Genomic DNA, 26448 nt, shown 5'->3' with positions numbered 1-26448 from the left:
TGTTCTCTTCTAAGTTTGACTTGCCCAGCACGGCCCACTGCCGCCTGAGTCCCTTCCAAGCTCGCCATACAGCCAGCGATCATCGCTGACCGCTCGCTGCGAGCAATTCCTTCAAGATCGTCGCCGGGTCGGCCCGCTGTTGCTTGCGGTAGTTGCCGACATGGCGGACGAACAGTGTCGCGCGCGTCACCAGGCTCTTGCCGAGCACTGGCTTGCGATCCAACTCTTCCTTGATGCGTTGAAACTGCGCCTGGATCACCGCGTCGGTGTAGCGCGTGCCGGTGGCCAGGTTGTCGATATAGATCGCCACCGCGCCATCGAGGGCGCTGCGCCCGTTGTCGATGGCCGTGGCAAACAGCGCCGCGCTGGCCTCGTCCTTATTGTCCAGGGCCTGCTGGCGACTCTTCTGCAGGTTGGCCAGGCGGATGTTGTAGTTGCTGATGGTCTCGGCCACCAATGCCGCCGACTGAATCAGGTTGCCCGCCGCCTCTTCGCGTTGCTGGGCGATCAGCGAGACATTGCGCTTGAGCTCTTCGTTGACCAGCCCAAGCTCGGCCTGCAACTTGGGGTCGACGCTGGCGGCGATGATGCTGTCCAGGCGCTTGGTCGGGTCCTGGGCATCGTCAATGGCGTCGGTCAACGAGGCCAGGCGGCCCTCTTTCTGCCACTGGGCGAACAACTCCTTGTAGCGTGAGCGCGGTGCCGACAACGCACCAATCGCCACGCGGAAACCGGTGGTCTCATTGCTTTGCTCGGTGCCGTCGGCGGCGAACAACGGGTATTCGCGGCGCATGCCGGTAAACAGCGTGCCCTCGCCTTCCAGGTAGTTGCCGCCCTTGACCACAAAGCCGCCGTAGGTGCCCTGGCGGCGTCCGGCGTGTACCAGTTGGAAAGATTCCTGGACCATTTCCGCGGCGTTACCGATCACGTCGAACATGCCGATCGGGTTGGGCAATTTGGTGCCGATGGGCATCAGGCGCGCGGCCTGGCCGGTGCCTCCGGCGACCTGGTTGAACACCGCATAATCGCCGAGCGGGCCGTCGCTCTCGCTGCCTTCGACGCGGCGCGGGAACAGGCGCCCTTCCAGGTCCTGGCGGCTGACCGCATGGCCACCGCGGGCCGCGAACTCCCATTCCACTTCGGTAGGCAGGCGCACAAAACCCAGGCCGCCCTCTTCTGCCGACGAACCGCGCCCGCTGACCGGCAGCAAGTCGCGGTGGTATTTCATCAGCCAGGCGCTGTACACCGCCGAGAAACGCTCGGCCTCAAAGCGCGACAGTTTCACCTTGGGCAAACGCGCGGCCATGCCGGTGGGCGCATCGCAGGCCGGCGCGGGCTCGCCACTGGCCAGCGACTGCGCCTGGGACATCACCTGGGCGTATTGGCGCGCGGTCACTTCGTACTTGCCGATGAAGTACAGCATCGGCTTGAGCGGGGTCTTGGCGTCGGTCTTGGGCATCAACGGTGCGATGACTTTGTTCCAGTCTTTCGGCAAGTCCTTGAGGGTGAATTGGCCGTTGATGAAGTCGCGGCGATAGCCGGAGATAAACGACTGCTGATAGCCCGCCTCGCCTTCGGCAAACGGGTAACCAAGGGTGATCTCGCGGTCGTCCAGGGTGCCCTGGGCCAATACGTAGGCGTAGCGGAACACCATATTGCCTTCGCACGGCAACGGCAGGCTGACGTCGTCGGGCAACGGCTTGGGGTTGTCGAGCTTGTCACTCGCTTCATCGGCCCAGGCCATCGAAGCCAAGGTCAGCGCCACACAGGCGCCCAGTAACTTATACATCTCTGATTCCTTCAGAAGCCTGGATACGCGCCACTCGCCAACCGCCACAGGCCGCCGCCACGGCGCTGACGCCGAGGACTGCAACCAGGGCCAGGCCGTAGTGACGCGCCAGCAGGTGGCTGGCGTATTCGCCCGGCACCTGCACGAATAACTTATTCACCGCTGTCTCGGCCAGGCCATACAGCCCGGCACTGAGCAAGGCGGCAAACCCTGCGCTGTACAGCGCCTGCACCACCACAAACAGCAACAGTGCGCCGGTGGAAAAACCCAACAGGCGCAACACCGACAATTCCCGGCGCTTGCGCGCCACGGCGGCCAGCGCCCCGGCGAAGATCGCCGCAAACGCCCCCGCCAAGGCCAACCCGGCGATGATCCAGAACACGATCGACAGGTTGCGGCTCAACGACTGCACCTGGGCGATGGTCTGCGCCTGGGTCGACACCAACAGATTCTGCGCGGCGAAATACACCCGCAGCGGTTCCACATCGGTGAGGCTGCGCGCATACAGGCGAAATGCCGGGTATACCCGCTGCTCGCTCACAGCCACCTCATCACCGGCCCAACCCAACGCCGGTACCGCACGGCCATCGCGGTAATCTTCCGCCGCTTCCAGCAATCTCAAATCGGCAAACAACCCATCACGCGCGAAGGCTTCCAGCGGCAGCACCGCCAGTACCTGCAAGCGTGTGCGCTGGGCTTCTACACGTCCCGCCACTTGCCGCGCAAAACTGGTCTCCAACCAATCCCCCGGCCGTGCCGCGAGCTTCTCGGCAGCGGTGTGGCTCAGCACGATCTGGTCCAGGCCCTTGGGCATCGGCAGGCCGCTCAACAACGGGTCACTCGCAGCCGTCGGCAGCATTTCCAAGGTCAGCGTGCCGACCTGCGCCGTCGCCGCAATCTGCCGCGTGCGTGGTAAGGCGAACGCCACATCGCTGCGCTGGCCGAGCTGTTCGACAAATGCGCTGCTGAATCGACCACCGCCCAACGGAATAATTTCACGGGTGGCCGGATCGGTCTCCAAACGTTCGGTCAAACTGCTAACCAGTCCAAATTTCAGGCCGAATAACACCAGCAACGGCGCGATCACCGCCACCAGCGCCAACACCGAGCAGGCCGACAGCCAAGCATCGTTGCGGTAATCCTGCCAAGCCAGGGACGCCACCAGAGGGATGCGCATCAGCACGCCTCCCCGAGGGTCGCGGTGACGCCGCCGTCGGCGTCGCGGCGACAGCTGATGCGCCGCACCTGCAAGCCGCTGGCGCGGGCCAGGGGTTCGTCATGGGTGGCGATCACACAGGCGGCGCGATGCTCGCGGGCCTGGGCCAGCAGCGCCTGCATGACGCGTTCGGCATTCAATGGGTCAAGGGACGCGGTGGGTTCATCAGCCAGCACCAACTGCGGCGCATGGGCCAAAGCGCGCGCGCAGCTCACGCGTTGGCGCTGGCCCACTGACAGGGCCGCCGGCTTCTTGGCCAACTGGTCGCTGATCTCCAGCTGTTCAGCCAGGCGCGCCACGCTGCCATCGTCCTTCAACCCCAGCAGTTGCCGCGACAGCGCGATATTGCTGCGTACATCCAGAAAGCCCAGCAGCCCGCCGGTTTGCAGCACATAGCCCAGGTGCTGGCTGCGCAGCGCGGCCAGGGTGGATTGCTGATCGGCACACCACAGCCCGCCAATGTCCTGCTGATTGAATTCGAACCGGCCCACCTGATCAGGCGCCAATACCAGCGCCAGCAGATCCAGCAGGGTGCTCTTGCCACACCCGCTCGGCCCGACAATCGCCAACTGCTCCCCGGCACGCAGGTGCAGCGCCGGGATCACCAGGCTGTAACGCTGGCTGCCGACACCCCGGCTCTTGTGCACCGCACTCAGGTTCAGCATTACGGCAGCGTCGACAAGGGTACGCGGTACAACGCATCACCCGGCTCGGCATCGCCGAAACGGACCCAGTTGGCCACGTCATTGTGGAAGGTTTCGTAGAGGCGGATCTTCGAATCCAGCTCGTCGATAAAGTCTTCCTGCTCGGCCACGCTCAACGACAACCACAAATCCTGGGTCATGTTCAGCGACTTGCTGCGGTACGGCAGGCCTTCCAGGTACTCGCCGAGAATCCCGCCATCGGCCAGGTTGCCGCCCTTGCGCAGGGCTTGCGGGTCACGGCTCATATAGGCTGAGGCGCTGGCGATTTCCTGGAAGAAATCCTTGGGTGAAGTCTGGGTTTTGCGCGCGGCATCGACGATCAGTTTCAGCGACTGTTGCAGGTCATTGAGCTGCAATTTGGTCAACATCACACACACCTGGAACGCCGGCAGTGCCGGGTTGGTCAGGTCGCGGTCGGCGGTCCAGGCGCTGACCAGTTGCGGCGCCTGGCTCGCGGCTTTGCGGCCGAGGAAGTCCATGTGCATGGCATAGCCGACCGCCGCGGATTTATCCGCCAGGCTCGGCGCGCCACTCAGCAACGGCACCGGCTGCGGCGTGTTGCTGCGCACTTGGTGCACAAGGTTGGCGAACACCGTGCCGATCTCATCGACCCGCTCACCCAACTTGCGCACATCCCCCCCCGGTACCGGCGTGTACAGGTCGCCGATCTGTGGGTTGGCGTCGGCGGTGAGGACACGGTATTGGCTCTCGGCGCCGGCGTGGGTTTTCTTGCCAGCGTCGGTGCGCAGGTGCAGGGCGTAGATCTTGATCTGCTTGCCCAGCGCGGCCTGGCGCACTTCGGCTTCGTTCATCTGAGTGGCGGCGAACGGGTCGTTCTTGCGCAGGGCGCCAGCGTCGGTGACCAGCAGGATGATCCGCCCGCCATAGCCGGACCAGTCCATGCCTTCCACGGCCTGCATCACCCCGGCAAACGCATCTTCGTTGAAGGAATGGCTGGACACCGTGGACGCCTTGACCTGGCGCGCCATGTCGAGAAAGCGTTGCGGGTCGCGGCCCTGGTCAAGGCTGATCAGGGTCTTGGCCACGTATTCCAGGCCCGGGGTTTTCTTGATGCTGTTGCGAAAACCGACCAGGCCGAAGCTGACACTGTCCAGTTCGCCACGCTCGGCAATGCGGGTTTGCAGTTCGTGCACCACGTCGCGAACCTGGTCGATATAGGGCTGCATGGAAACGGTGGTATCGACCACCAGCACCACGGCGGTGCGGAAGGCGTCGGCATTGGCGCTCATCACCGGCGTTGCCGGCTTGGCGGCCGCGCTGCTGCCAGGGTCGATGGACGCGACATTCAGCAACTGCACCGGCTGGCCATTTTCGTCGAAGCTCTCTTTGGAGTCGAAGATCGGCAACAGGTAGAACTGGTTCTGCGGCACCGCACTGGCAGCCGGCTCCAAGGCCAGGACCTGGCCGTTGTCTTCGCTGTTTTTCTGCGCCTTGGCCAACACGCCTTTAGCCGCGGCGGGATCAGCCAGCAGCTTTTCCACTTCGGCGGATTGGCGCAGGAACATCACCGGCGCCCGGCCGGAGCGTTCGGTGAACTTGAGCACCAGGCTTTGCTTCCAGTCGCTGACCTGGGCGGCGGGCAACCAACCGTCGCTGCGGCCATCGGTGGCGGCGCCGACACGAACCCACGGGCTGCCGTCGACGTCCTTACGCTGATACACGTAGAGCACGGAGAACGCCGGCAGGGCCTTGCCCGACGCGCTGCCGGCCTCATTCGACAGTTTGGCGCCGGGCTTGCTGAGGACGCGCTGGAACAGGGTCTTCTTGCCGGCCATCAACAACGGACGTTGGCCGCCATCCACTTCAGCCACCGCCACGGGTGGCGTTGCTTGTGGCACTTCGGCTACCGCCGCAGGCGGCTTGGCCTGCGGCACGACGGCAGCCGGCGGCTTGGCCGGTTCATCACGGCCGCTCAACCACCAGTAGCTGCCGCCACCAATGGCCAATGCCACGGCCACCGCCACGGCGGCCAGTGCCAACACCGGCCCACGGCGCTGCTCGGACACGGCGTTATGCTGGGTCGGTGTCACCACCGGCTGGCGCACCGGTTGCGGCTGGGGTTTATCGGTCGGGATGTCGATGGTGACCGGCGTCATGCCCGCCAGATCAAAACTCAGCGGGATCGGCAACGGCCGCACCAGCGTGGCCTCTGGCGAGTCCGCCGGCAGCTGGTCCAGTGCCGCCAACAACGCCGCCGCATCCGGGAAACGCTCCGCCGGGTCCTTGGCCAACAGCTTGCGCAGCACGCCCTGATAACGGCCATGGTGCACCGGCAACTCCGGCAAGGGTTCGGTCAGGTGCGCCAGCGCCGTGGACAGCGCATCGGTGCCGTTATACGGCAGCTTGCCGACGAGGATTTCATACAGCACCACGCCCAGGGCGTAGAGGTCGGCACGGCCATCGATCTCCTGGCCCCGTGCCTGCTCCGGGCTCATGTAGCTCGGCGTGCCCACCGCAAACCCGGCCTGGGTGAACTGGGTACGGTCGTCCAGGGACTTGGCGATACCGAAGTCCGACAACACCGCGGTGCCGTCAGCACGGAACAGGATGTTCGCCGGCTTGACGTCGCGGTGCACCAACCCCTGGGCATGCGCATAGCCCAGCGCCGAGGCAATCTGGCGAATCAACGTCACGCCCTGCTCTGGCGTCAGGCCCGCGGCGATGCGCTCCTTGAGCGTGCCGTTGGGCAGGTACTCCATGGCCATGTAGTACAGCTCACCGACATTGCCGATGTCATGGATGGTCACCGTATGCGGGTGCGACAAGCGCGCCAGGGTCTTGCCCTCGCGCAGGAAGCGTTCGCAGAAACTCGGGTCGGCCGCCAGCGCCGCCGCCATCACTTTCAACGCCACCTTGCGCTCCAGCGAGCGCTGGGTCGCCAGGTACACGCTGGCCATGGCGCCTTCGCCGATCTCGCCTTCGATGTCGTAGCCCGGAATCACAATGTTCATGCCGATACCTTCACGACGATGGCGGTGATGTTGTCCGGCGCGCCGCGGTTAAGCCCCAGGTGCACCAGGCTGCGCACGATTTCGTCCGGCGCGTCGTGGCTGAGCACTTCGCGGATCTCATGGTCTTCGACGGTCTTGTTCAGGCCATCGCTGCACAGCAGGTAGCTGTCACCCGGGGCGATCAACAGGTCGACCACCGCCAGTTCCAACTGGGCCTCTACGCCAATGGCGCGGGTGACGATGTTGGCGCGCGGATGCACGCGCGCGTCGGCTTCGCTGAGCAGGCCGCTGTCTTGCAGGTCCTGCACGTAGCTGTGGTCGCGGGAGATGCCTTCGAGCACGCCGTCGCGCAGGCGGTACAGGCGACTGTCGCCAGCCCACAGGCACACACCGCGCAAGCCGCGGGCGGCGAGCACCACCACGGTGCTGCCCATCATGGTCACACCACGGTTGGCGGTTTCTTCACGCACGGCGGCATTGATACGGAGCAGGTCATTGCGCAAGGCCGCCGAGTATTCCTCGAGGGACCGACCCAGCGGCACACTGCGCAAGCTGTCGACGATCAGGCTGCTGACGTAATCCCCCGCCGCATGCCCGCCCATGCCGTCGGCCACCACCCACAGGCGGTTTTCCGGCAGGTCCAGGCAGGCGTCTTCGTTGACCTGGCGGACCATGCCCACATGGCTTTTGCTCGCGGATACATACGTCGCCCCCATCTACATCACACCCTCTTGTCCGAGCAAAAACTGCGCAAAATCGCCGGTGGCGGGCAGGCCCTGACACCGCAATAAACCAGGGGAAATCGTCTGCGAACCACGGCCCCACCACAGGCTGGCACCGTCGCAGGCCTGTTCGGCGAGCGCGGTCATGCGCTGGTGGGGCTCGGTGGCGGCCACGCGTTGCAGGCCGGCGAAACGGCTGTCGACCGCTCGCGGCTCAGTCGCTGGCAAGCCCAGGCTGTCGAGGCCATCGTTGAAGCGTTCAAAGGTAGCGTCGGCGTCGAGGGTGCCGAGCAACAGCTCTTCGGCCTGTTCGAACCAGGTGTCCGGACCGCCCACCAGGGACGCCGGGTTGGTGTCGTGATCGAGCAAGGCCACCACCGCCAGCGGGAAATACCGCCCCACCCGATCGATGCTCGGCATCACCACGCCCGCCGCCGCGTTCGGTCCGCACACACCCGGCGCCAACACGAAGCGCCACAGCGGGCTGACCAGGTACACGTTGAGCCACTCGGCGCCCAGGCTCTGCTGGCTGGCGAGCAAACCCGCCGCCAACCAGCTGTCCCATGGGCCAATAAAGCTCTGGGGCAAGGCGCGGCTGACAAAGTCCCCACGACTGGCCAACTTGCCGTAGAAACCCAGCGTCGTCATAACCGCTCCGGCAGGCTGAAGCCGCTGAGCACGCGACTCTTGAACGGATTGAAGGCGCTGTTGGCGCGCAACTCGTAGGCGATGCTCGCCCCATCCACACGCAGGCGCAGGTTAAAGCGATCAGGCGAGTTGCCGGCGGTAAGGTCCGATTGCTCCAACAGGCGGAACCAAGCCCACGGGCCATCCAGGGTCACACCGGAGCGGCCACTGGCCGACGGCGGCATGATGGAAATTCGCACCACACCAATGCTGCCGGGGTTTGGCCATTGCATCGCCACCGGGCGGCTCGGGCCGTGGTCGTAGCTCAGTTGCTGGCCGTCAAGGTCAAGCAGGAACTGGGTAATGCTCGGGTCCATCGACACTGGCTTGAGTTCGAAGCGCACGATGGGTTGGGTACCCCCGGAGCGGAAGAACGCATCGCGGATCGTCGCGGCACGCTGGAAGGTTTGCAGCACGCCCGGTGCAATCCCGAGCTTCTGCGCCGCGCCCGGCTGCCAGCGCCAGGTCTGCGCCGAGGTGTCCACGTACGGCTGCAGGTACTTGCGGAAGTAATTGTCCATCACCCCGCCCACGCCAAAAAACTGCCCGAAGTCATCCAGGGTGGCGTCACGCGTACTGCCCGGCGACATCGGGTAGCGCCCTGCCAGGGACTGACGATACACGTTGACCACTTCGCTGACCCAGGCCGCGTTCAGTTGGTTACGCACACCGCCCATCATGCTGTTGGTGGTGGAGTTGACCACCGACTTGACCATGCCTTGCACCAAAGGTGGCTGGCGCTCGGCATTCAGGCTGACCCGCGTGGCCGCAGCCGCCGCCTGGTTCTTCGCCTCACCCAGCAAGGCGTCGCCGCTGGCACCGACCATGGCGCTGACCTGCACATATAGCGCATTCATGTCCGACAACAGGCCGTCGATGGCAGCCGGTTCGCCTTCGTTCTTGCTGACGATGCTGTTGAGTTCGGCGAAGTGTGCGGTCACCGGATCATCCGCGGCGGCCGGGGCATTCGCGGTCGGTTGCTCCTGGCCGAGCAGGCTGCCCAGGCGCTCCTTGAGCTTGTCCACCCCACCTTCCACCGGTACACCCTTGGCGGCCAATTGGCGCTCTTCCGCTTGCAGGTCGGTTTCCTTGGCCACCGCCACCAGCAGTTTTTTCAGCGGCGAGGTGGGTCCGGAAATCACCCGCAGCACATCGGCTGCCTGGGCCACGCTGGTGATCGGTACAAAGTCGATGTCGGCGAGCAACGCATCCCACTGGCGCTGGTAGTCCTGGAAGTACAGGCGACGCACATCAGCGGCCAGGCTGACCACGTTCTGCTGGTCGGCCTGCTCACGGCCCAGTACCCATTGCTCTTCGGCCAGGGTACCGGTCTGGTTCAGGCTGCTCAGCAGGAACGCCTGCCGATAGCCCTTGGCGGTAAAGAAACCACTCAGCGGCTCACCCAGCGGCTTGCCACTTTTGCGGCTGAACACCAGCGCAGCATCACGGCCGGCGGCTTCGTTGATGCGGAAGTCCGGGATGCCTTCAGGCAATTTCTGACGCTTGACCCGGTCGTAGACACGCTGGGCCACCGGCAGTTGTTGCAACTGGCGACGCAGGTCGTCGATCAAACGCGGATCGAGGCGTGCGCTCGGCGGGTGCCGTTCGAACAACGCCTGCAGGTGCCCGGCCAACGCCTGGCGCTGATCGGCGGGCAGGTCACGGGGCAGGTTGCGGTCCCAATCGAGGGCGATCCAGGCCTTGATGAAGTCCGGGTCGTAATGCTCGGTGTCGGCGAGCATCAGGTAGGCCTTGAGGCCCTCGTAAAGGAAGTCGGAATTGCCACCGCCGTGCAGTTGCTCTTCGATACGCGTCACCAGGCGTGGCGCGAAGACCGCGATCAACAGCTTGCGGTAGACGCTGGCGGACTCGGCTTCCAGCATGTCGCCTTGATACAGCCCAAGGCCCTCGGACCAGCTGGGCGAATCGCCTGCCAGGTTCTTCACCGCATTGAGCAGCGGTAGCACGGCCAGCACTTCGCGCTGCGCCGGGCTGAGGTTCTGGACGGTCTGGCCCAGGGGCGCGACCTTCTGGTCGACCTGGGCGATATACGCCTGGTTGGCGCGATAACTCACCCACCACAAGCTGCTGACCACGATCACCAAGGCCACGGTGGCCGCGAGCACACCGCGTGCGATCCACTTGCGCCGGCGCTCAACTTTCGGGTTCACACCCACCAGTCCACGTTCGGCAAAAGCCACGGCGGTGAAGAGTTTTTCGATGAAGTAACTGCGCCCGGTACCGCTCTGGCGCGCCAGGTGCTGGCGGTCCAGGTTCATGCTCTGGGCCATGGCGCCAATCAGGCGGTCAATCGGGCTGCCTTCCTGGGTACCGCTGGTGAAGTACACCCCGCGCAGCAACACGCGTTCTTCAAAGGCGTTGGGCTTGAATACACCTTCGAGGAAGCTTTGCAGGCAATCTTTCAGGGCGCCGAACTGTTGCGGGAAACCGTAGATCAGGTCGCGCCGCGCCGGGTCGCGCTCCTGTTGCAGGCGTTCCACCAGGCGTTCGTTGAGGCGCTGTTCCAGGCCGGCGAATTCGCTTTGCAGGTGGGCCAGCGGGCTGTCGCTGTTCTTGCCGTCATCCAGGGCAAAGGTCATGCCCCACACCTGGGCGCGTTCTTCCTTGCTCAGGTTGTCGAAGAACTCCATGAAGCCCGGCACCAGGTCGAGCTTGGTCAGCATCAGGTAGATCGGGAAACGCACGCCCAATTGGGTGTACAGCTCCTGGATACGCAGGCGGATCGCCGCCGCATGGGCGGCGCGTTCGGCGTCGGTACCCAGCAGCAGGTCAGACAGGCTGATCGCGATAAAGGCACCATCGATCGGGCGACGCGAGCGCTGCTTTTTCAGCAGGTCGAGAAAGCCCAGCCAGGCGGCTTTATCCACCGTGGAATTGCTGTCCTGGGTGGTATAGCGGCCTGCGGTGTCGAGCAATACCGCCTGGTCGGTAAACCACCAGTCGCAATTGCGCGTGCCGCCGACACCACGCACCGCACCGGCGCCCAGTTGCGCGGCCAGCGGGAAATGCAGCCCGGAATTGACCAGCGCAGTGGTCTTGCCCGAGCCTGGCGGGCCGATGATCACGTACCACGGCAGCTCATAGAGATTGCGGCGTTCGTCACCACCAAGCTTGGCCTTTTTCAACAGGGCCAAGGCTTCGTCCATGCGCTGGCGCAAGCTCGACAATTCTTCGGCGGTGGCCACGCTGTTGGGGTCGGCCGGGGTTTCCGCCGCCAGGCTGCGCATGACTTCGGCCGCCTGACGGCGCGCCTGGATGATGCGGAACACCCGATAGGCAATCCACACCGCAAAGATCAGCACGATCAGCGCCCAGCGCCGCCCTTCCGGAACCAGCCCATCGAGCAACGGCCCCACAAACCAGATGATCAGGCTCAGGGCGATCAGGCCCAGTACGGGGATCACCCAGCGAATCATGAAACTGAAAAACGCCTTCACTCGACGCCCTCCGCCAATACGGTGATTTCAACCCGGCGATTGCGGGCACGGCCTTCGGCGGTGGCGTTGGTGGCCACCGGCTCGGTGTCGCTGCGGCCTTCGGCGCTGAAGCGGTCGCCTTGGCCGGTCTTGGCTGCCAGGATGTCCAGCACCGACTTGGCCCGCGCTTCGGACAGCGCCCAGTTGGACGGGAAGCGCAGCGTGGCAATCGGGCGGTTGTCGCTGTGCCCGGTGACACGCACCTGGCCCTTGACCTTGCGAATGGCGTCGGCGATGCGCAGCATCAGCGGCTGGTAGTCATCGACGATGCTGGAGCTGGCGGACGCAAAGAGTTCGTCGCCACGAATGGTCACGACTGAACGGTCGACCTGATCTTCTACTGCCACACGACCCGCCTTGATGTCCTCCGCCAGGAAGCCGGCCAGGCGTGGCCGCTCGATGACTTTGGGCTGCGCCACCGGACGGTCGATGGCCTGCACCGGGATCTCGCCCAAGGCATGAATGTTCTTGAACACCGGCTCGGCGTCCGATGCCAGCTTCATGCGCAAGCCGAACAGCAACGCCAGCAGCAGCGCCAGGCCGATAGCCACCGCGATCCATGGCGGCATGAACTGCGCCAGGCGATCCCGCGCGACGCTGACGCCGCGCCAGTGCGGCGATAACTCGCGCTCGTGGTCGCCACGGGCACTGCGAATCGCCGCAGCGGTGCGCTCACGCAGGGCTTCCAACTGGCTGCGACCGTCGTTGATCACGCGGTAGCGGCCCTCGAACCCGAGGCACATGCACAGGTACAACAATTCCAGCAGGTACAGGCGCTCACGCGGGCTTTGCAGGCAGTGGTCGAGCAACTGGAAGACTTTTTCGCCGCCCCAGGCTTCGTTATGCACGGTGATCAACAGGCTCTGCTTGCCCCAGTCGCTGGTGCTGCCCCACGGCGTGCTCAACACCGCTTCATCGAGGGCGGTGCAGAGCGCATACCGCGCCAGCAGCACTTCATTGCGTGCCACACCGGCTGCTTCCGCGCGTTCTTCGAACTGGCGCAGGTAGGCCAGCAGTTGCGCACGCAAGCTGGCCGGTGCGGGGTGGGCAATGGTGTTGCGCAGGCGTGTCAGCAACGCCAATAGCGGGCCGGCGGCGCTTTCCAGCGGGTTAAGCCCCTGGCTTTTGCCGGTCAGGATCGGTGCCGCCGGCATCGACAGCGGCGCCGGCTCTGCACGCACAGGTTCCGGCGCACGGCCACCCGGGCGCGGCATGAACTGGGTGCGGTCATCATCATTGGGATGCATCGCGAATTATCCTCGGATCGCCCAGAAGGCCAGGTTCAAACCCGGGAACTGCCCGGCGATATGGAAGGCGAAACCGCCGGAGTTGCCCAACTGCTGCCAGTGCTCGCTGCCGCGGTCCAGCTCGTAATAGGTACTGCCTGCGTGGTAGGGAATCTGACGTGGCGCCACCGGCAACGGCAGCAGGCTGATGCCCGGCAGTTGCAGGTTGACCAGGTCACGGATGTGCTCCACCGAGCCGACCTTGCTCTGCTGGCCGAAGCGCGCGCGCAGGGTTTCGCCTGGCACATCGGCACGCACCACGAGGATGAAGCTGGCGCTGTCGAGCAGGGTCTTGTCGGCCAGCATCGCCACGTGGATGCCATAGGCTTTCTCCACGATCGGGATCGGCGTGGCCTTGCTGTCGATCAGCATCGACAACGCTTCGCGCAGCGCCGCCATCACCGGGGCGAAGCTCAGGGCCAGGTCGTCGTGCTGGTACTGCGGGTATTCCTGGGGGCGACGGCCACTGGTGGAAAAGGTGGAAAACTCACCGGCCAGGCTGACCAGTTCGCTGAAGAAACGCTCCGGATGCAGCGGGCTCAACTGGTTGAAATGCTGGATCAGCGGTTGGGCACGGTTGACCAGTTGCAACAGCATGAAGTCGGCAATCTCCGACGCCCCACCGGCACCCGAGGCCACCACACGGCCCGCCAGGGCTTCGCCACGCTGGTGCAGCAGGCCAAGCAGCTCACTGCGAAATGCGCTCAGTGGTTTGCTCGCGGCCACGTCCAATACCGGCGGGATATAAGTGTCGTCGAGGACCAGTGCGCGGTCGGCGCGTTTTTCCTTGATGCGCACCAGGCCGATGGCGGCGTAATCGCTGATGCCATCCTGCGCGGTCAGCAGGCGCAAGGCACGGGAGCCAACGGCCACTGGGGCGCGGTTCTCGAAAGGGGCGTTGTCGTCGCGCACTTCGCGCACCTGGCTCACGTAACGCGCGGCGCCAAGGTCTTCGCCGTCGTCGACGGTGTCGCGGGCACCCGCGCGCTTGAGGGGCAAGGCCAGGTAGACCAGGCCGTCGCGCAGGTTGTCGTCGATATTCAACGGGCTCGGCGCGAGGTCATCCTGGGGAATATTGAACGGCGTGCCGTCGGGCAACAGGCCGCGCGCCGACACGATCGCCAGCTTGCCCTGGGCCAGCAGGCCCTGGTCGATCAGCAACTCGGAAAAGCCCCAGGCGCCAGCGGACAGCGGACGGCTGCGGGCGTCGATCAGGTTTTCCAGGTAACGGTCATGCTGCTGGAAGTGCTGCGTTCCGATGAACATGCCTTCCGACCAGACCACGCGATTGTTCCAGGACATGGGGGCTCCGATTGCTTCTTATTGGGCAGGGCTGGATGGGGTAGCCACGACGTCGGCGCGCACGGCACGCACATCGAGGCTGATCTGGTATTCGGTGTATTGGCGCGCGGGCACGTTGATCACCGTGCGCCATTGCGCGCGGTCCAGCTCGCGATAACCCACCAGCAAGCCGATCTGGCGCGTGGAGGGGTCGAGGTCGCGCTGGATGCTCAGTTGCTGGCCGGGTTGCACCATGACTTCGTCCTGGTCCAGCAGGTCCAGGCCGAGGGTGGATTGCGCGCGGTCAGCCAGGGCGAAGTAATCGGAGCGGGCGAAGGTGGCGGCGTTCTTCAGTTCGAAAATCCGTACCCGCACCGGGGCGGCCTGGCCGTTGGCGCCGGGGTTAAGCCCGGCAATGGCGTGGAAATGCAACTCGACGGCGGCGGTGTCCACTTCAGCCTCAGCGGCTGTTTCGGGTTTGGCCGCGTCCTTGGCACACGCGGTCAGCAGCAGCGCGGTAGCGACTGCGAGTAAAAACCTGGGAATCATCCTGCGTCCTCAATGACGTACTTAGCTATCCGTTAATCCATGTGCTGCGGGTCAGCGACGCTGGCGTGCGCTGTGTTCTTCGTAGGCTCGGCTGAATTCGCGGCCGAACAGGTCCTGGAAATCTTCCTGGGCCTCGCGGGAAATATTGCTGTAGAGCTCGGTGAATTGTTGCCAGTACTGGGCCTGGCGCGAACCGTTGAAAAGGCTCGACAGCCCGCCGGGTTTGCCCATGCGTTCTTCCAGTTGTGCCGGTTCGAAGCGGCCGAGCAGGTGTTTGATCGCCGCTTCCACCCCCGCCATCACCGCCAACTGATGGGCGCGCAGATCGTCGAAACTGTCGCGCACGGCGAGATCCGGAGCCATAAACGCTTGGTTGCCATGGCGAAGCAGCAGCAGTAACGCTTCGTCGGCGTTCGGTGCGAATTTCAACGGATTGTTTTCGGCGGGTTGGATCATCGTCTGCTGCATGCGGAACTCGCCCTTGAGACTGGCGCGGGCGCGCAACACGTCGATCAAGCCCTCGACCATCAGGCGGTAGCTGCGGCCGATGCTTTCCATCTGCGCACAGGCATCGGCCTTGTCCAGGCGCAGTTGATCCAGGCCCGCGCCACGCAGGAAGGCTTGCAGGAGGTCGGGTTGCCGGGTATCGGCCACGGGGAGCACGGGCTCGACCACGGGGGGCGACGGCACGCTCGGTGCAGGCGGCGGTGTCGGTACGGGGGGTGGTGTCGGCGCAGGCGGCGGCGCGCTGGTCAACGGCGCTGGCGTATCGCCAAACAGGTCCCAGTCTTCGGGAATCACCGCGCCGGATACCGCAGGCTTCTCGACCAGCGGCACCGCGACCGGCGTAGGTGGGCGGAAGTCGTGTTGCTCGGAGGGTACGTGGTCCGGCACGGTGGGCGGCGGTACGGCGGTGGGGCTGAGAAAGTCGAACAGGTCGGGCAGCGTGTCCATCGACGAAGCGCCGTGGAACTGCGGCGCAATCACGGGCGTCGGCGCGGGCTTGTTCGCCACGGCGCCCATCAAGGCCTCAAAACTGTTCGGTGAATCACCGGCAAACGGCTGGCTATCGACGGCCTGCACATTGAAATCGATACGTGCCTGGATTTCGTAATCGCCGATGCGGATCAACTCGCCATCCTGCAGCGGCTCGCTATTACCCCGGCGCATACGAATACCGGCGTTAACCAACTCCACACCATTTGTACTGTTATCGGTTAAATAATAACGGCCATCTTTGTATTGAATAACGCAGTGCTGCGAAGACACCAGGCGCTCAGGGTCGGGCAATACCCAGTCATTATCCGAGCTGCGGCCGATAGCCATCGAGCCCTGGTTCATGGACTTTTCGGAGCACTGCCCCGGGGTAATCTTGTGATAACTAGTGATAGTCAAACACAGCGACATCTTGCCTCCTTGCTGATACTTCGCGCGCAGTCGATCCAAGGGACAGCGATTCCCGAGAGATCCCCATCAGGTCGTGCAATCGACCTTCCACAACCTGCTTTTGTCAGCATGATCGCTGATCTTAACTGGCCTTCATGACAAAAATCCTGTTCCGGTGCGTCGTTCGACCCACCAGTCGCGCAGGTTGTTAAACACCGCACATCTGTCACAGAGCGCGAATAGCTTACCTTGACAAGGCATAAGTACTACACCAAAAATGCACAACTTCTTGAATACCAGTGATGGCACATTAGTGGCATCTTACTTATATGACCAAGAAAACATGCAAAGTTCCTCGCGCAACTAATGCATGAATTGCCCGCCATTTAACGGGCTGATAGGGAGATCGATTTCAGTGGATGTGCCGTTGCTGCTCACCGCCGTTTCCGCGACTTCGCCGTGTGGTGAAGACATGGAATATGACGCGCAATTTTTGCAATTGGAGCGTGATGCCAAGGGCCAACCCGAGCGCAGCATGGGCGACTCGATCCTGCCCGCTGAACCGCCGGAGTGGCGCAGCATCCAGCAGCAAAGCCTTGACTTGCTGCAACGCAGCAAAGACCTGCGCATCACCCATTTCCTGCTGCAAAGCTCCCTCGCCCTGCAAGGCGTGGCCGGGCTGGCTGAAGTCCTCACGCTGATCAACGCGCTGCTGCGCGAATACTGGGCCGACCTGCATCCGCACCTGGATGCCGACGACGATAACGACCCCACCGTGCGCATCAACGCCCTGTCTGGCCTGACCAGCGACGCGACCATTCGTCTGTTGCGCGAAAGCATCCTCACGCGCTCGCGCACCTTCGGCCCCGTGAGCCTGCGCGCTGCGCTCAGCGCCAGCGGCCTGATGAATTTCCCCGATGAACAGCTCGGCGCCCAGCAACTCAACGCCGCGTTCCTCGACAGCGATCCCGAACAACTGCAGGCCACCCGTGACGCCTTGAGCACGGCGCGCGCCGCCTGCGAAGCCATCGAGCAGCAGGTCAGCGACCAGGTCGGTTCAGCCCAGGGCGTGGACCTCAGCCTGCTGAAGCAGCCGCTCAAGCAGGCGTTGCAAATACTCAACCAAGCCGTACCCGACCCTACAAGCAGCCGCGAACCCGAGGCCGTCAGTGACGACAATGCCCCCTCGGTCGATTTCGCCGCTGCCCCCGCCGCACCTCGCCCCACTGGCGACATCGCCAACCGCGACGACGTGCTGCGCAGCCTCGACAAGATCCTTGCGTACTACACCCGGCACGAGCCTTCGAGCCCGCTGCCGGTGTTGTTGAACCGGGCCAAACATCTGGTGCACGCCGACTTCGCGGCCATCGTGCGCAACCTGATTCCCGATGGCATGTCCCAATTTGAAAACCTGCGCGGCCCGGACGGCGAGTAAACCGCCCGGCTGTGCAGTAACAACACCGTCGCTCAAGCGACCAGGAGCAGCAACGTGGCGAAGCAAAGTTCTCAGAAATTCATCGCGCGCAACCGCGCGCCTCGAGTGCAGATCGAGTACGACGTCGAGCTCTACGGCGCCGAGAAAAAGGTCCAGCTGCCCTTCGTGATGGGTGTGATGGCCGACCTCGCCGGCAAGCCTGCCGAGCCTCTGGCGCCTGTGGCCGACCGCAAGTTCCTTGAAGTGGATGTCGATAACTTCGACTCGCGCCTCAAGGCCATGCAGCCACGCGTGGCGTTCCACGTACCCAACGAGCTGACCGGTGAAGGCAACCTGAGCCTGGATATCACCTTCGAAAGCATGGACGACTTCAGCCCGGCCGCCGTGGCCCGCAAGGTCGACTCGCTCAAGCAACTGCTCGAAGCCCGCACCCAACTGGCCAACCTGCTGACCTACATGGACGGCAAGACTGGCGCTGAAGAAATCATCATGAAGGCGATCAAGGACCCGGCACTGCTTCAGGCACTTGCCAGCGCGCCTAAGCCTGCAGGGGAGCAGTAATCATGACTGACAATACCGCCCGCGAAGGCGCCCAGAGCCTGGGTGCAATTGAGGAAACCAGCGAGTTCGCATCCTTGTTGATGCAGGAATTCAAGCCTAAGACCGAGCGTGCCCGCGAAGCCGTGGAAACCGCCGTGCGCACCCTGGCCGAACAGGCCCTGGCGCAAACCGACCTGGTGTCCAACGACGCGATCAAGTCGATCGAATCGATCATCGCCGCCATCGACGCCAAGCTCACCGCCCAGGTCAACCAGATCATCCACCACCCGGATTTCCAACAGCTGGAAAGCGCCTGGCGTGGCCTGCACTACCTGGTCAACAACACCGAGAGCGATGAGCAGCTCAAGATTCGCGTGCTCAACATCTCCAAGCCGGACCTGCACAAGACCCTGAAGAAATTCAAGGGCACGGCCTGGGACCAGAGCCCGATCTTCAAGAAGATGTACGAAGAAGAATACGGCCAGTTCGGCGGCGAACCGTACGGTTGCCTGGTAGGCGACTACTACTTCGACCAGTCGCCACCCGATGTCGAGCTGCTGGGCGAGCTGTCGAAAGTCTGCGCCGCCATGCACGCCCCGTTCATCGCTGCGGCTTCGCCGACCGTGATGGGCATGGGCTCGTGGCAGGAACTGTCGAACCCGCGCGACCTGACCAAGATCTTCACCACCCCGGAATACGCCGGCTGGCGCTCGCTGCGTGAATCGGAAGACTCGCGCTACATCGGCCTGACCATGCCGCGCTTCCTGGCGCGCCTGCCGTATGGCGCCAAGACCGACCCGGTGGAAGCCTTCGCTTTCGAAGAAAACACCGATGGCGCCGACAGCTCCAAGTACACCTGGGCCAACGCGGCCTATGCGATGGCGGTGAACATCAACCGTTCGTTCAAGCACTACGGCTGGTGCTCGCGCATCCGTGGCGTGGAGTCTGGCGGTGAAGTGGAAAACCTGCCGGCCCACACGTTCCCTACCGATGACGGTGGCGTGGACATGAAGTGCCCGACCGAAATCGCCATCAGCGACCGCCGTGAAGCGGAACTGGCGAAGAACGGTTTCATGCCGCTGCTGCACAAGAAAAACACCGACTTCGCCGCGTTCATCGGTGCGCAGTCGTTGCAGAAACCGGCCGAATACGACGACCCGGACGCCACCGCCAACGCCAACCTGGCCGCGCGCCTGCCGTACCTGTTCGCCACCTGCCGTTTCGCTCACTACTTGAAGTGCATCGTGCGCGACAAGATCGGTTCCTTCAAAGAGAAGGACGAGATGCAGCGCTGGTTGCAGGACTGGATCCTCAACTACGTCGACGGCGACCCGGCGCACTCCACCGAAACCACCAAGGCCCAGCACCCGCTCGCTGCCGCTGAAGTGATCGTGGAGGACGTCGAAGGCAACCCGGGTTACTACAACTCCAAGTTCTACCTGCGCCCGCACTACCAGCTCGAAGGGCTGACCGTGTCGTTGCGCCTGGTATCGAAGCTGCCTTCGGCAAAAAGCGCGTAAAAAATCCGGACTGGCTCGCTCCCTGTAGGAGCGAGCTTGCTCGCGAAAAACTTGAAGGCGCTGCGTTCATCCAGGATGCCTGCGTCACCGTTGACGACCTTCGCGAGCAAGCTCGCTCCTACAGGGGTCGGCGGCGTTAACAAATACTGTGGCTGAGACCACACAGGGAGAAAACATGGCTGTTGATATTTTCATCAAGATCGGCGACATCAAGGGCGAGTCCATGGACAAGGCCCACAAGGACGAGATCGACGTGCTGAACTGGAGCTGGGGCATGTCCCAGTCCGGCAACATGCACGTCGGCGGTGGCGGCGGCGCGGGCAAGGTGAATATCCAGGACCTGTCGCTGACCAAGTACGTCGACAAGGCGTCGCCGAACCTGATGATGCACTGCGCCAGCGGCAAGCACATCGACAAGGTCAAGCTGACCGTGCGCAAGGCCGGTGGCGAAAGCCAGGTCGAGTACATGATCATCAACCTGGAAGAAGTGCTGGTCACGTCCCTGAGCACCGGCGGTTCGGGCAGCGATGACCGCCTGACTGAAAACGTCACCCTGAACTTCGCCCAAGTGATGGTCGACTACCAGCCGCAGAAAGCCGACGGCACTAAAGACGGCGGCGCGATCAAGTTTGGCTGGAACATCCGTTCCAACACCAAGCGCTGATAGCCTTTGTGGCCGTGGCTTTGCGCCACGGCCACAAGCCCCTGCCCCTCTGAACGAGCGTCCCTCTCACAACCCGTCCGTGGAGCTGCTTTGGTGGTAACTGAAATCGCTTCCCGCGACCGTCTGCAACCGTCCCTGCTGGACCGGTTGACCGACGACGACCCAACCAATCCCAAGGAAAGCGCGGATAAACGCGTATTGTCCCTGACCCAATTGAAGGCCTCGGTGCTGCGCGACCTGGCGTGGCTGCTCAACACCACGTCGTTGCTCGATGCCGATGCCACGCTGCACACACAAGCAGGCACCTCGGTGGTCAATTACGGCCTGCCGGCGCTGGCGGGCAACAGCGTTTCCAGCGTTGATATCAAGGCCCTGGAAGCCCTGATCTACCAGGCGATCGCCACCTTTGAACCACGCATCCTGCGCCACACCCTGCGCGTCAAAGCCCGCGTCGGCCATGGCGAGATGAATCACAACGCCCTGAGTTTCGAGATCGAAGGCGACCTGTGGGCGCAGCCGGTGCCATTGCGCCTGTTGCTGCAAACCGACCTCGACCTGGAATCCGGCCATGTGCGCGTGGTCAATGCCGACCAGCGGAGGCGCCCATGAACCCGCGTCTGCTGGAGCTGTACAACCAGGAACTGCACCACGTGCGCGAAAGCGCCGCCGAGTTCGCCAAGGAATACCCGAAGATCGCCAGTCGGCTGACCCTGTCCGGTATGGACTGCGCCGACCCGTACGTCGAACGCTTGCTGGAGGGCTTTGCCTACCTCACTGCCCGCGTGCAGCTCAAGCTCGACGCCGAGTACCCGACCTTCACCCACAACCTGCTGGAAATCGCCTACCCGCACTACCTGGCGCCGACCCCGTCGATGACCGTGGTGCAGTTGCAGACCGATCCCGATGAAGGCTCCCTGGCCAGCGGCTTCCCGCTGCCGCGCGACACCGTGTTGCGCGCCGCCTTGGGCCGCGAAACCCAGACCTGCTGCGAGTACCGCACCGCGCATCCGGTGACGTTGTGGCCGTTGCAGGTCAGTGGCGCCGAGTACTTCGGCAACCCCGCCGCCGTGCTCGGGCGCCTGGCCGCCAGTGAGCCGAAAGCCAAGGCCGGCTTGCGCCTGACCCTGCGCACCGGCGCCGAATTGCCGTTCAACAGCCTCGACCTGGACAACCTGCCGCTGTACCTCAGCGGTGCCGACGAGCAGCCGTTCCGCCTTTACGAACAACTGCTGGGCAACGCCTGCGCGGTGTTTGCGCGCAAGCCCGGTGGCGATTGGGTCGAACGCCTGCCACAAGGCGCATTGCGCTCGCGGGGCTTCGATGACGCCGATGCCGCCATGCCAGTGGTGGCGCGGGCGTTCCAGGGCTACCGCCTGTTGCAGGAGTACTTCGCCCTGCCCCACCGCTTCCTGTTCGTCGAGTTCGCCGAGCTGAGCCGTGCGGTCAAGCGTTGCGACGGCCAGGAACTGGAACTGATCGTGCTGTTCGACCGTCACGAACCGAGCCTGGAAGGCAGCGTCGGCGCGGCGCAGTTTTTGCCGTTCTGCACCCCGGCGATCAACCTGTTCCCGAAGCGCGTGGACCGTATCCACTTGTCCGACCGGGTCAACGAACACCATGTGATCGCCGACCGCACGCGGCCGATGGATTTCGAGATTCATTCGTTGAGCGGCATCACCGGCCACGGCACCGGGCCAGAGCAGCCATTTTTGCCGTTCTATGCGGTACGCGATCCATCGCGGTATGGCCGCGACCAGGCTTACTACACCGTGCGCCGCGAGCCACGGGTGTTGTCCAGCGACCAGCGCCGCAACGGCCCGCGCTCCACCTATGTGGGCAGCGAAACCTTTGTCAGCCTGGTCGACAACCGCCAGGCGCCGTATCGCCACGACCTGCGCCAGCTTGGCGTGACCGCGTTGTGCACCAACCGCGATTTGCCGCTGTTCATGAGCGTGGGCAACGGCAAGACCGACTTCACCCTGGCCGACAGTGCGCCGGTTTTATCCGTGCGTTGCGTCGCCGGGCCAAGCCGCCCGCGCGCCAGCCATGCCCATGATGCCAAGGCCTGGCGCCTGATCAGCCAGTTGTCCCTCAACTATTTGTCCCTGAGCGAACAGGGCCAGGGCGCGGCGGCATTGCGCGAACTGCTACGCCTGTACGGCGACAGCAACGACGCCGCCCTGCAATTGCAGATCGAAGGCCTGCGCGAGGTCAGCAGCAAGGCGGTCACTCGCCGCTTGCCGATGCCCGGCCCGATCGTGTTTGGTCGTGGCCTGGAAATTACCTTGGAGTTTGATGAAAACGCGTTTCGCGGCACCGGCGTGTTCCTGCTCGGTGCGGTGCTGGAACGCTTCCTGGCACGCTACGTGTCGATCAACAGTTTTACCGAGACGGTGATCCGTACCACCGAACGCGGCGAGATCATGCGATGGAAAGCCAAGCCCGGGCGTCGTCCGACCCTGTGAGTACTTTGGATGCGATGCATCAGGAGCCCTGGGAATACGATTTCTTCCAGGCATTGCGGCGTATCGAGTGCGAATCGCCCGAGCTGCCGCGCCTGGGCCATTCCCTGCGCCTGGCGGATGACCCGCTGCGCCTGGGGCAGCAGGCCGATTGCACTTTCGCCCCGGCTACGCTGGCCTCGGTCGATCCCGGTGGCGACGGCAAGCCGGCGCGGCTGGAGCAATTCTTCTTCGGCCTTGGCGGCCCCAACGGCCCGCTGCCGCTGCATATCACCGAATACGTGCGCGAACGCCAGCGCAACAACGCCGACAGCACCAGCAAGCAGTTCCTGGATATCTTCCACCACCGCCTGCTGAGCCTATTCTACCGGGCCTGGGCCGAGGCACGGCCGACGGTCAGCCACGACCGCCCGGACGATGACTACTGGTCTGCACGCCTCGCCGCACTGAGTGGTCGCGGGATGCCAAGCCTGCTGAATCAGGGGCTCATCCCTGATACCGCGAAGCTGCATTACAGCGGCCATCTGTCGGCGCAAACCCGCTACCCGGACGGTTTGAAGGCGATCCTCGGCGAGTATTTCGGCCTGCCGGTGGAGATCGAAGAATACGTCGGCCAATGGCTGGAACTGCCCGAGCGCAGCCGCGTGGGCGTCAGCGCCAACCAACTGGGCGTGGACTTCTGCCTGGGCAGCCACGTGTGGGACCGCCAGCATAAATTCCGTATCCGCCTGGGCCCACTCAAGCTGGACGACTACATGGGCATGCTGCCTGGCCAGTCGCCGTTCAATGAGCTGGTGGCCTGGGTGGCCGAGTACCTGGGCCATGAATTGGACTGGGACTTGAACCTGGTTTTGCAACAACCCGAAGTGCCGGCGCTGCAACTCAACGGCCAGTTCCGCCTGGGCTTCAACACCTGGCTTGGCCGCCCTGCGGTTGATGCCAACGACCTAATCCTGGCCCGGCATTACGCCGATCAAGCCACCACCTCAAGGAATCCAGAGCATGGGTGAAATCAGTCGCGCCGCGTTGTTCGGCAAACTCAACAGCGTGGCCTACAAGGCCATCGAAGCCGCCACCGTGTTCTGCAAGCTGCGGGGCAACCCGTACGTGGAACTGGCCCACTGGTTTCACCAGTTGCTGCAACTGCAGGACTCGGACCTGCACCGCATCATCCGCCAGTTCAACGTGGAACCGGCGCGCCTGGCCCGTGACCTCACCGAAGCCCTGGACCGCCTGCCGCGTGGTTCGACCTCGATCACCGACCTGTCTTCCCATGTGGAAGAAGCCGTGGAGCGCGGCTGGGTCTATGGCAGCCTGATGTTCGGCGAAAGCCAGGTGCGCACCGGTTACCTGGTGCTGGGCATCCTCAAGACCCCAAGCCTGCGCCATGCGTTGCTCGGCCTGTCGTCTGAGTTCGACAAGATCAAGGCCGAAGCCCTGAGCGAACGCTTTGACGAATACGTCGGCGACTCGCCGGAAAACGCCCTCAGCGCCAGCGATGGTTTTAATGCCGGCGTTCCAGGCGAAGCCAGCGGTGCCATGGCGCCGAGTGCGATGGGCAAGCAGGAGGCCCTCAAGCGTTTCACCGTCGACCTGACCGAGCAGGCACGCAGCGGCAAGCTCGATCCGATCGTGGGCCGTGACGAAGAGATCCGCCAGCTGGTGGACATCCTCATGCGTCGCCGCCAGAACAACCCGATCCTCACCGGCGAAGCCGGCGTCGGCAAGACCGCCGTGGTCGAAGGTTTTGCCCTGCGCATCGTCGCCGGCGACGTGCCGCCCGCGCTGAAAGACGTGGAACTGCGCAGCCTCGACGTGGGCCTGCTGCAAGCCGGGGCCAGCATGAAAGGCGAGTTCGAACAGCGCCTGCGCCAGGTCATTGAAGACGTCCAGGCCTCGCCCAAGCCGATCATTCTGTTTATCGACGAAGCCCACACTCTCGTAGGTGCCGGTGGTGCCGCCGGGACCGGTGATGCCGCCAACCTGCTCAAGCCCGCCCTGGCCCGTGGCACCCTGCGTACCGTGGCCGCGACGACCTGGGCCGAGTACAAAAAACACATCGAGAAAGACCCGGCCCTGACCCGTCGTTTCCAAGTGGTACAGGTGGCCGAGCCGTCGGAAGACAAGGCGCTGCTGATGATGCGCGGCGTGGCGTCGACCATGGAGAAACACCACCAGGTGCAGATCCTCGATGAAGCCCTGGAAGCCTCGGTGAAGCTGTCTCACCGCTACATCCCCGCGCGCCAGTTGCCGGACAAATCCGTAAGCCTGCTGGACACCGCCTGCGCCCGCGTCGCTATCAGCCTGCACGCGGTGCCGGCCGAAGTGGACGACAGCCGTCGCCGCATCGAAGCCCTGGAAACCGAGCTGCAAATCATCGCCCGCGAGCATGCCATCGGCATTGCGATTGGCGCGCGCCAGAGCAACAGCGAAGCCTTGCTGAGCGCCGAGCGCGAGCGCCTGGCCACGTTGGAAAGCCGCTGGGCCGAAGAGAAAGCGTTGGTGGATGAATTGCTCGCCACCCGTGCAACCCTGCGCGAAAAGGCCGGGGTTGTGGACAGTGGCAACGATGAGCTGCGTGCAAAACTGGTCGATCTGCAACAGCGCCTCACCGCGCTGCAAGGCGAAACCCCGTTGATCCTGCCGACCGTGGATTACCAGGCCGTGGCCTCGGTGGTCGCCGACTGGACCGGTATCCCGGTGGGCCGCATGGCCCGCAACGAACTGGAAACCGTGCTCAACCTCGACCAGCACCTGAAAAAACGCATCATCGGCCAGGACCACGCCCTGCAGATGATCGCCAAGCGCATCCAGACCTCCCGCGCCGGCCTCGACAACCCGAGCAAGCCGATCGGTGTGTTCATGCTGGCCGGCACCTCGGGCGTGGGCAAGACCGAAACCGCCCTGGCCCTGGCCGAAGCCATGTACGGCGGCGAGCAGAACGTGATCACCATCAACATGAGCGAGTTCCAGGAAGCCCATACCGTGTCGACCCTCAAGGGTGCGCCACCGGGCTATATCGGCTACGGCGAAGGCGGCGTGCTGACCGAAGCGGTGCGGCGCAAACCTTACAGCGTGGTCCTGCTGGACGAGGTGGAGAAAGCCCACCCGGACGTGCATGAGATCTTCTTCCAGGTGTTCGACAAGGGCGTGATGGAAGACGGCGAAGGCCGGGTGATCGACTTCAAGAACACCCTGATCCTGCTGACCACCAACGCCGGTACCGAGCTGATTTCCCAGGTGTGCAAGGACCCGGCGAACATTCCCGAGCCGGAAGAAATCGCCAAGGCCCTGCGCCAGCCATTGCTGGAGATCTTCCCGCCAGCCTTGCTCGGCCGCCTGGTGACCATTCCTTACTACCCGCTCAGCGATGAGATGCTCAAGGCGATCACCCGCCTGCAACTCAACCGCATCAAGAAGCGTGTGGAAAATACGCACAAGGTCGCCTTCGACTACGACGACGCGGTGGTCGACCTGATCGTCTCGCGCTGCACCGAAACCGAAAGCGGCGGGCGCATGATCGACACCATCCTCACCAACAGCCTGCTGCCCGACATGAGCCGTGAATTCCTCACGCGCATGCTTGAGGGCAAGGCGCTGGCGGGTGTGCGCATCAGCAGCCGGGATAATGAGCTGCACTACCAGTTCAACGATTGACCTGACGGAATACGGCTCAACATGTGGGAGGGGGCTTGCTCCCGATGGCGGTGAATCAGTCACCAATGCATCACCTGACAC

At 63.8% G+C, this 26448-nt stretch carries 19 protein-coding genes; 8 read left to right on the top strand and 11 right to left on the bottom strand.

What is annotated here, in order from left to right; all coding sequences use genetic code 11:
• Positions 1 to 79 precede the first annotated feature (79 nt).
• From QU606_RS00925 to tagH, 11 genes are read right to left on the bottom strand one after another with little or no spacing between them, the layout of a single operon-like run.
• Positions 80 to 1789, bottom strand: coding sequence for an SUMF1/EgtB/PvdO family nonheme iron enzyme (locus QU606_RS00925; RefSeq protein ID WP_304998036.1), 1710 nt, complete (start codon positions 1787 to 1789; stop codon positions 80 to 82).
• A complete protein-coding gene (locus QU606_RS00920) occupies positions 1782 to 2966 on the bottom strand; it encodes an ABC transporter permease (protein ID WP_024078120.1) in 1185 nt (394 codons plus the stop codon). Before QU606_RS00920 ends, QU606_RS00925 begins: the two co-directional genes overlap by 8 nt.
• Positions 2966 to 3670: an ABC transporter ATP-binding protein gene (locus tag QU606_RS00915; protein WP_304998035.1), complete on the bottom strand. Its 705-nt coding sequence runs from the start codon at positions 3668 to 3670 to the stop codon at positions 2966 to 2968. Before QU606_RS00915 ends, QU606_RS00920 begins: the two co-directional genes overlap by 1 nt.
• The gene (locus tag QU606_RS00910; RefSeq protein ID WP_304998034.1) at positions 3670 to 6681 is read right to left on the bottom strand and encodes a serine/threonine-protein kinase; all 3012 of its coding nucleotides are present in this window, start codon (positions 6679 to 6681) and stop codon (positions 3670 to 3672) included. Before QU606_RS00910 ends, QU606_RS00915 begins: the two co-directional genes overlap by 1 nt.
• Positions 6678 to 7397 (bottom strand): PP2C family serine/threonine-protein phosphatase, encoded by a 720-nt coding sequence (locus QU606_RS00905; RefSeq protein ID WP_024078123.1) that lies wholly within the window; start codon positions 7395 to 7397, stop codon positions 6678 to 6680. The genes QU606_RS00910 and QU606_RS00905 overlap by 4 nt, the downstream gene beginning before the upstream one ends.
• Entirely contained in the window at positions 7398 to 8051 is a 654-nt protein-coding gene (gene tagF, locus QU606_RS00900) for a type VI secretion system-associated protein TagF (protein WP_150295499.1), read from the bottom strand.
• On the bottom strand, positions 8048 to 11548 hold the full coding sequence (tssM, locus tag QU606_RS00895; RefSeq protein ID WP_024078125.1) for a type VI secretion system membrane subunit TssM: 3501 nt from the start codon (positions 11546 to 11548) through the stop codon (positions 8048 to 8050). Before tssM ends, tagF begins: the two co-directional genes overlap by 4 nt.
• Positions 11545 to 12834 (bottom strand): DotU family type VI secretion system protein, encoded by a 1290-nt coding sequence (locus tag QU606_RS00890; RefSeq protein ID WP_024078126.1) that lies wholly within the window; start codon positions 12832 to 12834, stop codon positions 11545 to 11547. Before QU606_RS00890 ends, tssM begins: the two co-directional genes overlap by 4 nt.
• Before the next feature lie 6 nt (positions 12835 to 12840).
• Positions 12841 to 14175 (bottom strand): type VI secretion system baseplate subunit TssK, encoded by a 1335-nt coding sequence (tssK, locus tag QU606_RS00885; protein ID WP_024078127.1) that lies wholly within the window; start codon positions 14173 to 14175, stop codon positions 12841 to 12843.
• Between the two features lie 18 nt (positions 14176 to 14193).
• Positions 14194 to 14703: a type VI secretion system lipoprotein TssJ gene (gene tssJ / locus QU606_RS00880; protein ID WP_024078128.1), complete on the bottom strand. Its 510-nt coding sequence runs from the start codon at positions 14701 to 14703 to the stop codon at positions 14194 to 14196.
• A 51-nt stretch (positions 14704 to 14754) separates the two neighbouring features.
• Positions 14755 to 16110 (bottom strand): type VI secretion system-associated FHA domain protein TagH, encoded by a 1356-nt coding sequence (tagH, locus tag QU606_RS00875; protein WP_304998033.1) that lies wholly within the window; start codon positions 16108 to 16110, stop codon positions 14755 to 14757.
• 394 nt (positions 16111 to 16504) lie between these two features.
• On the opposite strand from tagH, the gene tssA reads away from it, so the two are divergent.
• The 8 genes from tssA to tssH all read left to right on the top strand — a co-directional run bounded on the left by tssA (position 16505) and on the right by tssH (position 26367).
• Positions 16505 to 17524, top strand: a complete 1020-nt coding sequence (gene tssA / locus QU606_RS00870; protein WP_024078130.1) for a type VI secretion system protein TssA — start codon at positions 16505 to 16507, stop codon at positions 17522 to 17524.
• Positions 17525 to 17578: 54 nt separating this feature from the next.
• A complete protein-coding gene (gene tssB / locus QU606_RS00865) occupies positions 17579 to 18085 on the top strand; it encodes a type VI secretion system contractile sheath small subunit (protein ID WP_003213340.1) in 507 nt (168 codons plus the stop codon).
• A gap of 2 nt (positions 18086 to 18087) precedes the next feature.
• Positions 18088 to 19584, top strand: coding sequence for a type VI secretion system contractile sheath large subunit (gene tssC, locus QU606_RS00860; RefSeq protein ID WP_024078131.1), 1497 nt, complete (start codon positions 18088 to 18090; stop codon positions 19582 to 19584).
• A 175-nt stretch (positions 19585 to 19759) separates the two neighbouring features.
• Entirely contained in the window at positions 19760 to 20248 is a 489-nt protein-coding gene (locus tag QU606_RS00850; RefSeq protein WP_024078132.1) for a type VI secretion system tube protein Hcp, read from the top strand.
• Positions 20249 to 20341: 93 nt separating this feature from the next.
• Positions 20342 to 20857 carry a type VI secretion system baseplate subunit TssE gene (gene tssE, locus QU606_RS00845; protein WP_027608263.1) on the top strand — a complete coding sequence of 172 codons (516 nt, stop codon included), beginning with the start codon at positions 20342 to 20344 and terminating at the stop codon, positions 20855 to 20857.
• Positions 20854 to 22713, top strand: coding sequence for a type VI secretion system baseplate subunit TssF (gene tssF, locus QU606_RS00840; RefSeq protein ID WP_304998032.1), 1860 nt, complete (start codon positions 20854 to 20856; stop codon positions 22711 to 22713). The genes tssE and tssF overlap by 4 nt, the downstream gene beginning before the upstream one ends.
• Positions 22677 to 23720, top strand: a complete 1044-nt coding sequence (gene tssG, locus QU606_RS00835) for a type VI secretion system baseplate subunit TssG (RefSeq protein WP_024078135.1) — start codon at positions 22677 to 22679, stop codon at positions 23718 to 23720. Before tssF ends, tssG begins: the two co-directional genes overlap by 37 nt.
• Positions 23713 to 26367 (top strand): type VI secretion system ATPase TssH, encoded by a 2655-nt coding sequence (tssH, locus tag QU606_RS00830; RefSeq protein ID WP_024078136.1) that lies wholly within the window; start codon positions 23713 to 23715, stop codon positions 26365 to 26367. The genes tssG and tssH overlap by 8 nt, the downstream gene beginning before the upstream one ends.
• Positions 26368 to 26448 lie beyond the last annotated feature (81 nt).

This window comes from Pseudomonas sp. OVF7 (genome assembly GCF_030644265.1).
GTDB lineage: Bacteria > Pseudomonadota > Gammaproteobacteria > Pseudomonadales > Pseudomonadaceae > Aquipseudomonas > Aquipseudomonas gorinensis.
This window is presented reverse-complemented; position numbering and strand designations above follow the sequence as displayed.

What these genes read in the sequence shown, in the direction of transcription:
- QU606_RS00920 (WP_024078120.1), bottom strand. Translation starts at nt 2,966, where the DNA reads ATGCGCATCCCTCTGGTGGCGTCCCTGGCTTGGCAGGATTACCGCAAC.
- QU606_RS00890 (WP_024078126.1), bottom strand. Translation starts at nt 12,834, where the DNA reads ATGCATCCCAATGATGATGACCGCACCCAGTTCATGCCGCGCCCGGGT.
- QU606_RS00925 (WP_304998036.1), bottom strand. Translation starts at nt 1,789, where the DNA reads ATGTATAAGTTACTGGGCGCCTGTGTGGCGCTGACCTTGGCTTCGATG.
- tssH (WP_024078136.1), top strand. Translation starts at nt 23,713, where the DNA reads ATGGGTGAAATCAGTCGCGCCGCGTTGTTCGGCAAACTCAACAGCGTG.
- tagF (WP_150295499.1), bottom strand. Translation starts at nt 8,051, where the DNA reads ATGACGACGCTGGGTTTCTACGGCAAGTTGGCCAGTCGTGGGGACTTT.
- tssF (WP_304998032.1), top strand. Translation starts at nt 20,854, where the DNA reads ATGAACCCGCGTCTGCTGGAGCTGTACAACCAGGAACTGCACCACGTG.
- tagH (WP_304998033.1), bottom strand. Translation starts at nt 16,110, where the DNA reads ATGTCGCTGTGTTTGACTATCACTAGTTATCACAAGATTACCCCGGGG.
- QU606_RS00915 (WP_304998035.1), bottom strand. Translation starts at nt 3,670, where the DNA reads ATGCTGAACCTGAGTGCGGTGCACAAGAGCCGGGGTGTCGGCAGCCAG.
- QU606_RS00905 (WP_024078123.1), bottom strand. Translation starts at nt 7,397, where the DNA reads ATGGGGGCGACGTATGTATCCGCGAGCAAAAGCCATGTGGGCATGGTC.
- QU606_RS00850 (WP_024078132.1), top strand. Translation starts at nt 19,760, where the DNA reads ATGGCTGTTGATATTTTCATCAAGATCGGCGACATCAAGGGCGAGTCC.
- tssG (WP_024078135.1), top strand. Translation starts at nt 22,677, where the DNA reads ATGGAAAGCCAAGCCCGGGCGTCGTCCGACCCTGTGAGTACTTTGGAT.
- tssJ (WP_024078128.1), bottom strand. Translation starts at nt 14,703, where the DNA reads ATGATTCCCAGGTTTTTACTCGCAGTCGCTACCGCGCTGCTGCTGACC.
- tssC (WP_024078131.1), top strand. Translation starts at nt 18,088, where the DNA reads ATGACTGACAATACCGCCCGCGAAGGCGCCCAGAGCCTGGGTGCAATT.
- QU606_RS00910 (WP_304998034.1), bottom strand. Translation starts at nt 6,681, where the DNA reads ATGAACATTGTGATTCCGGGCTACGACATCGAAGGCGAGATCGGCGAA.
- tssK (WP_024078127.1), bottom strand. Translation starts at nt 14,175, where the DNA reads ATGTCCTGGAACAATCGCGTGGTCTGGTCGGAAGGCATGTTCATCGGA.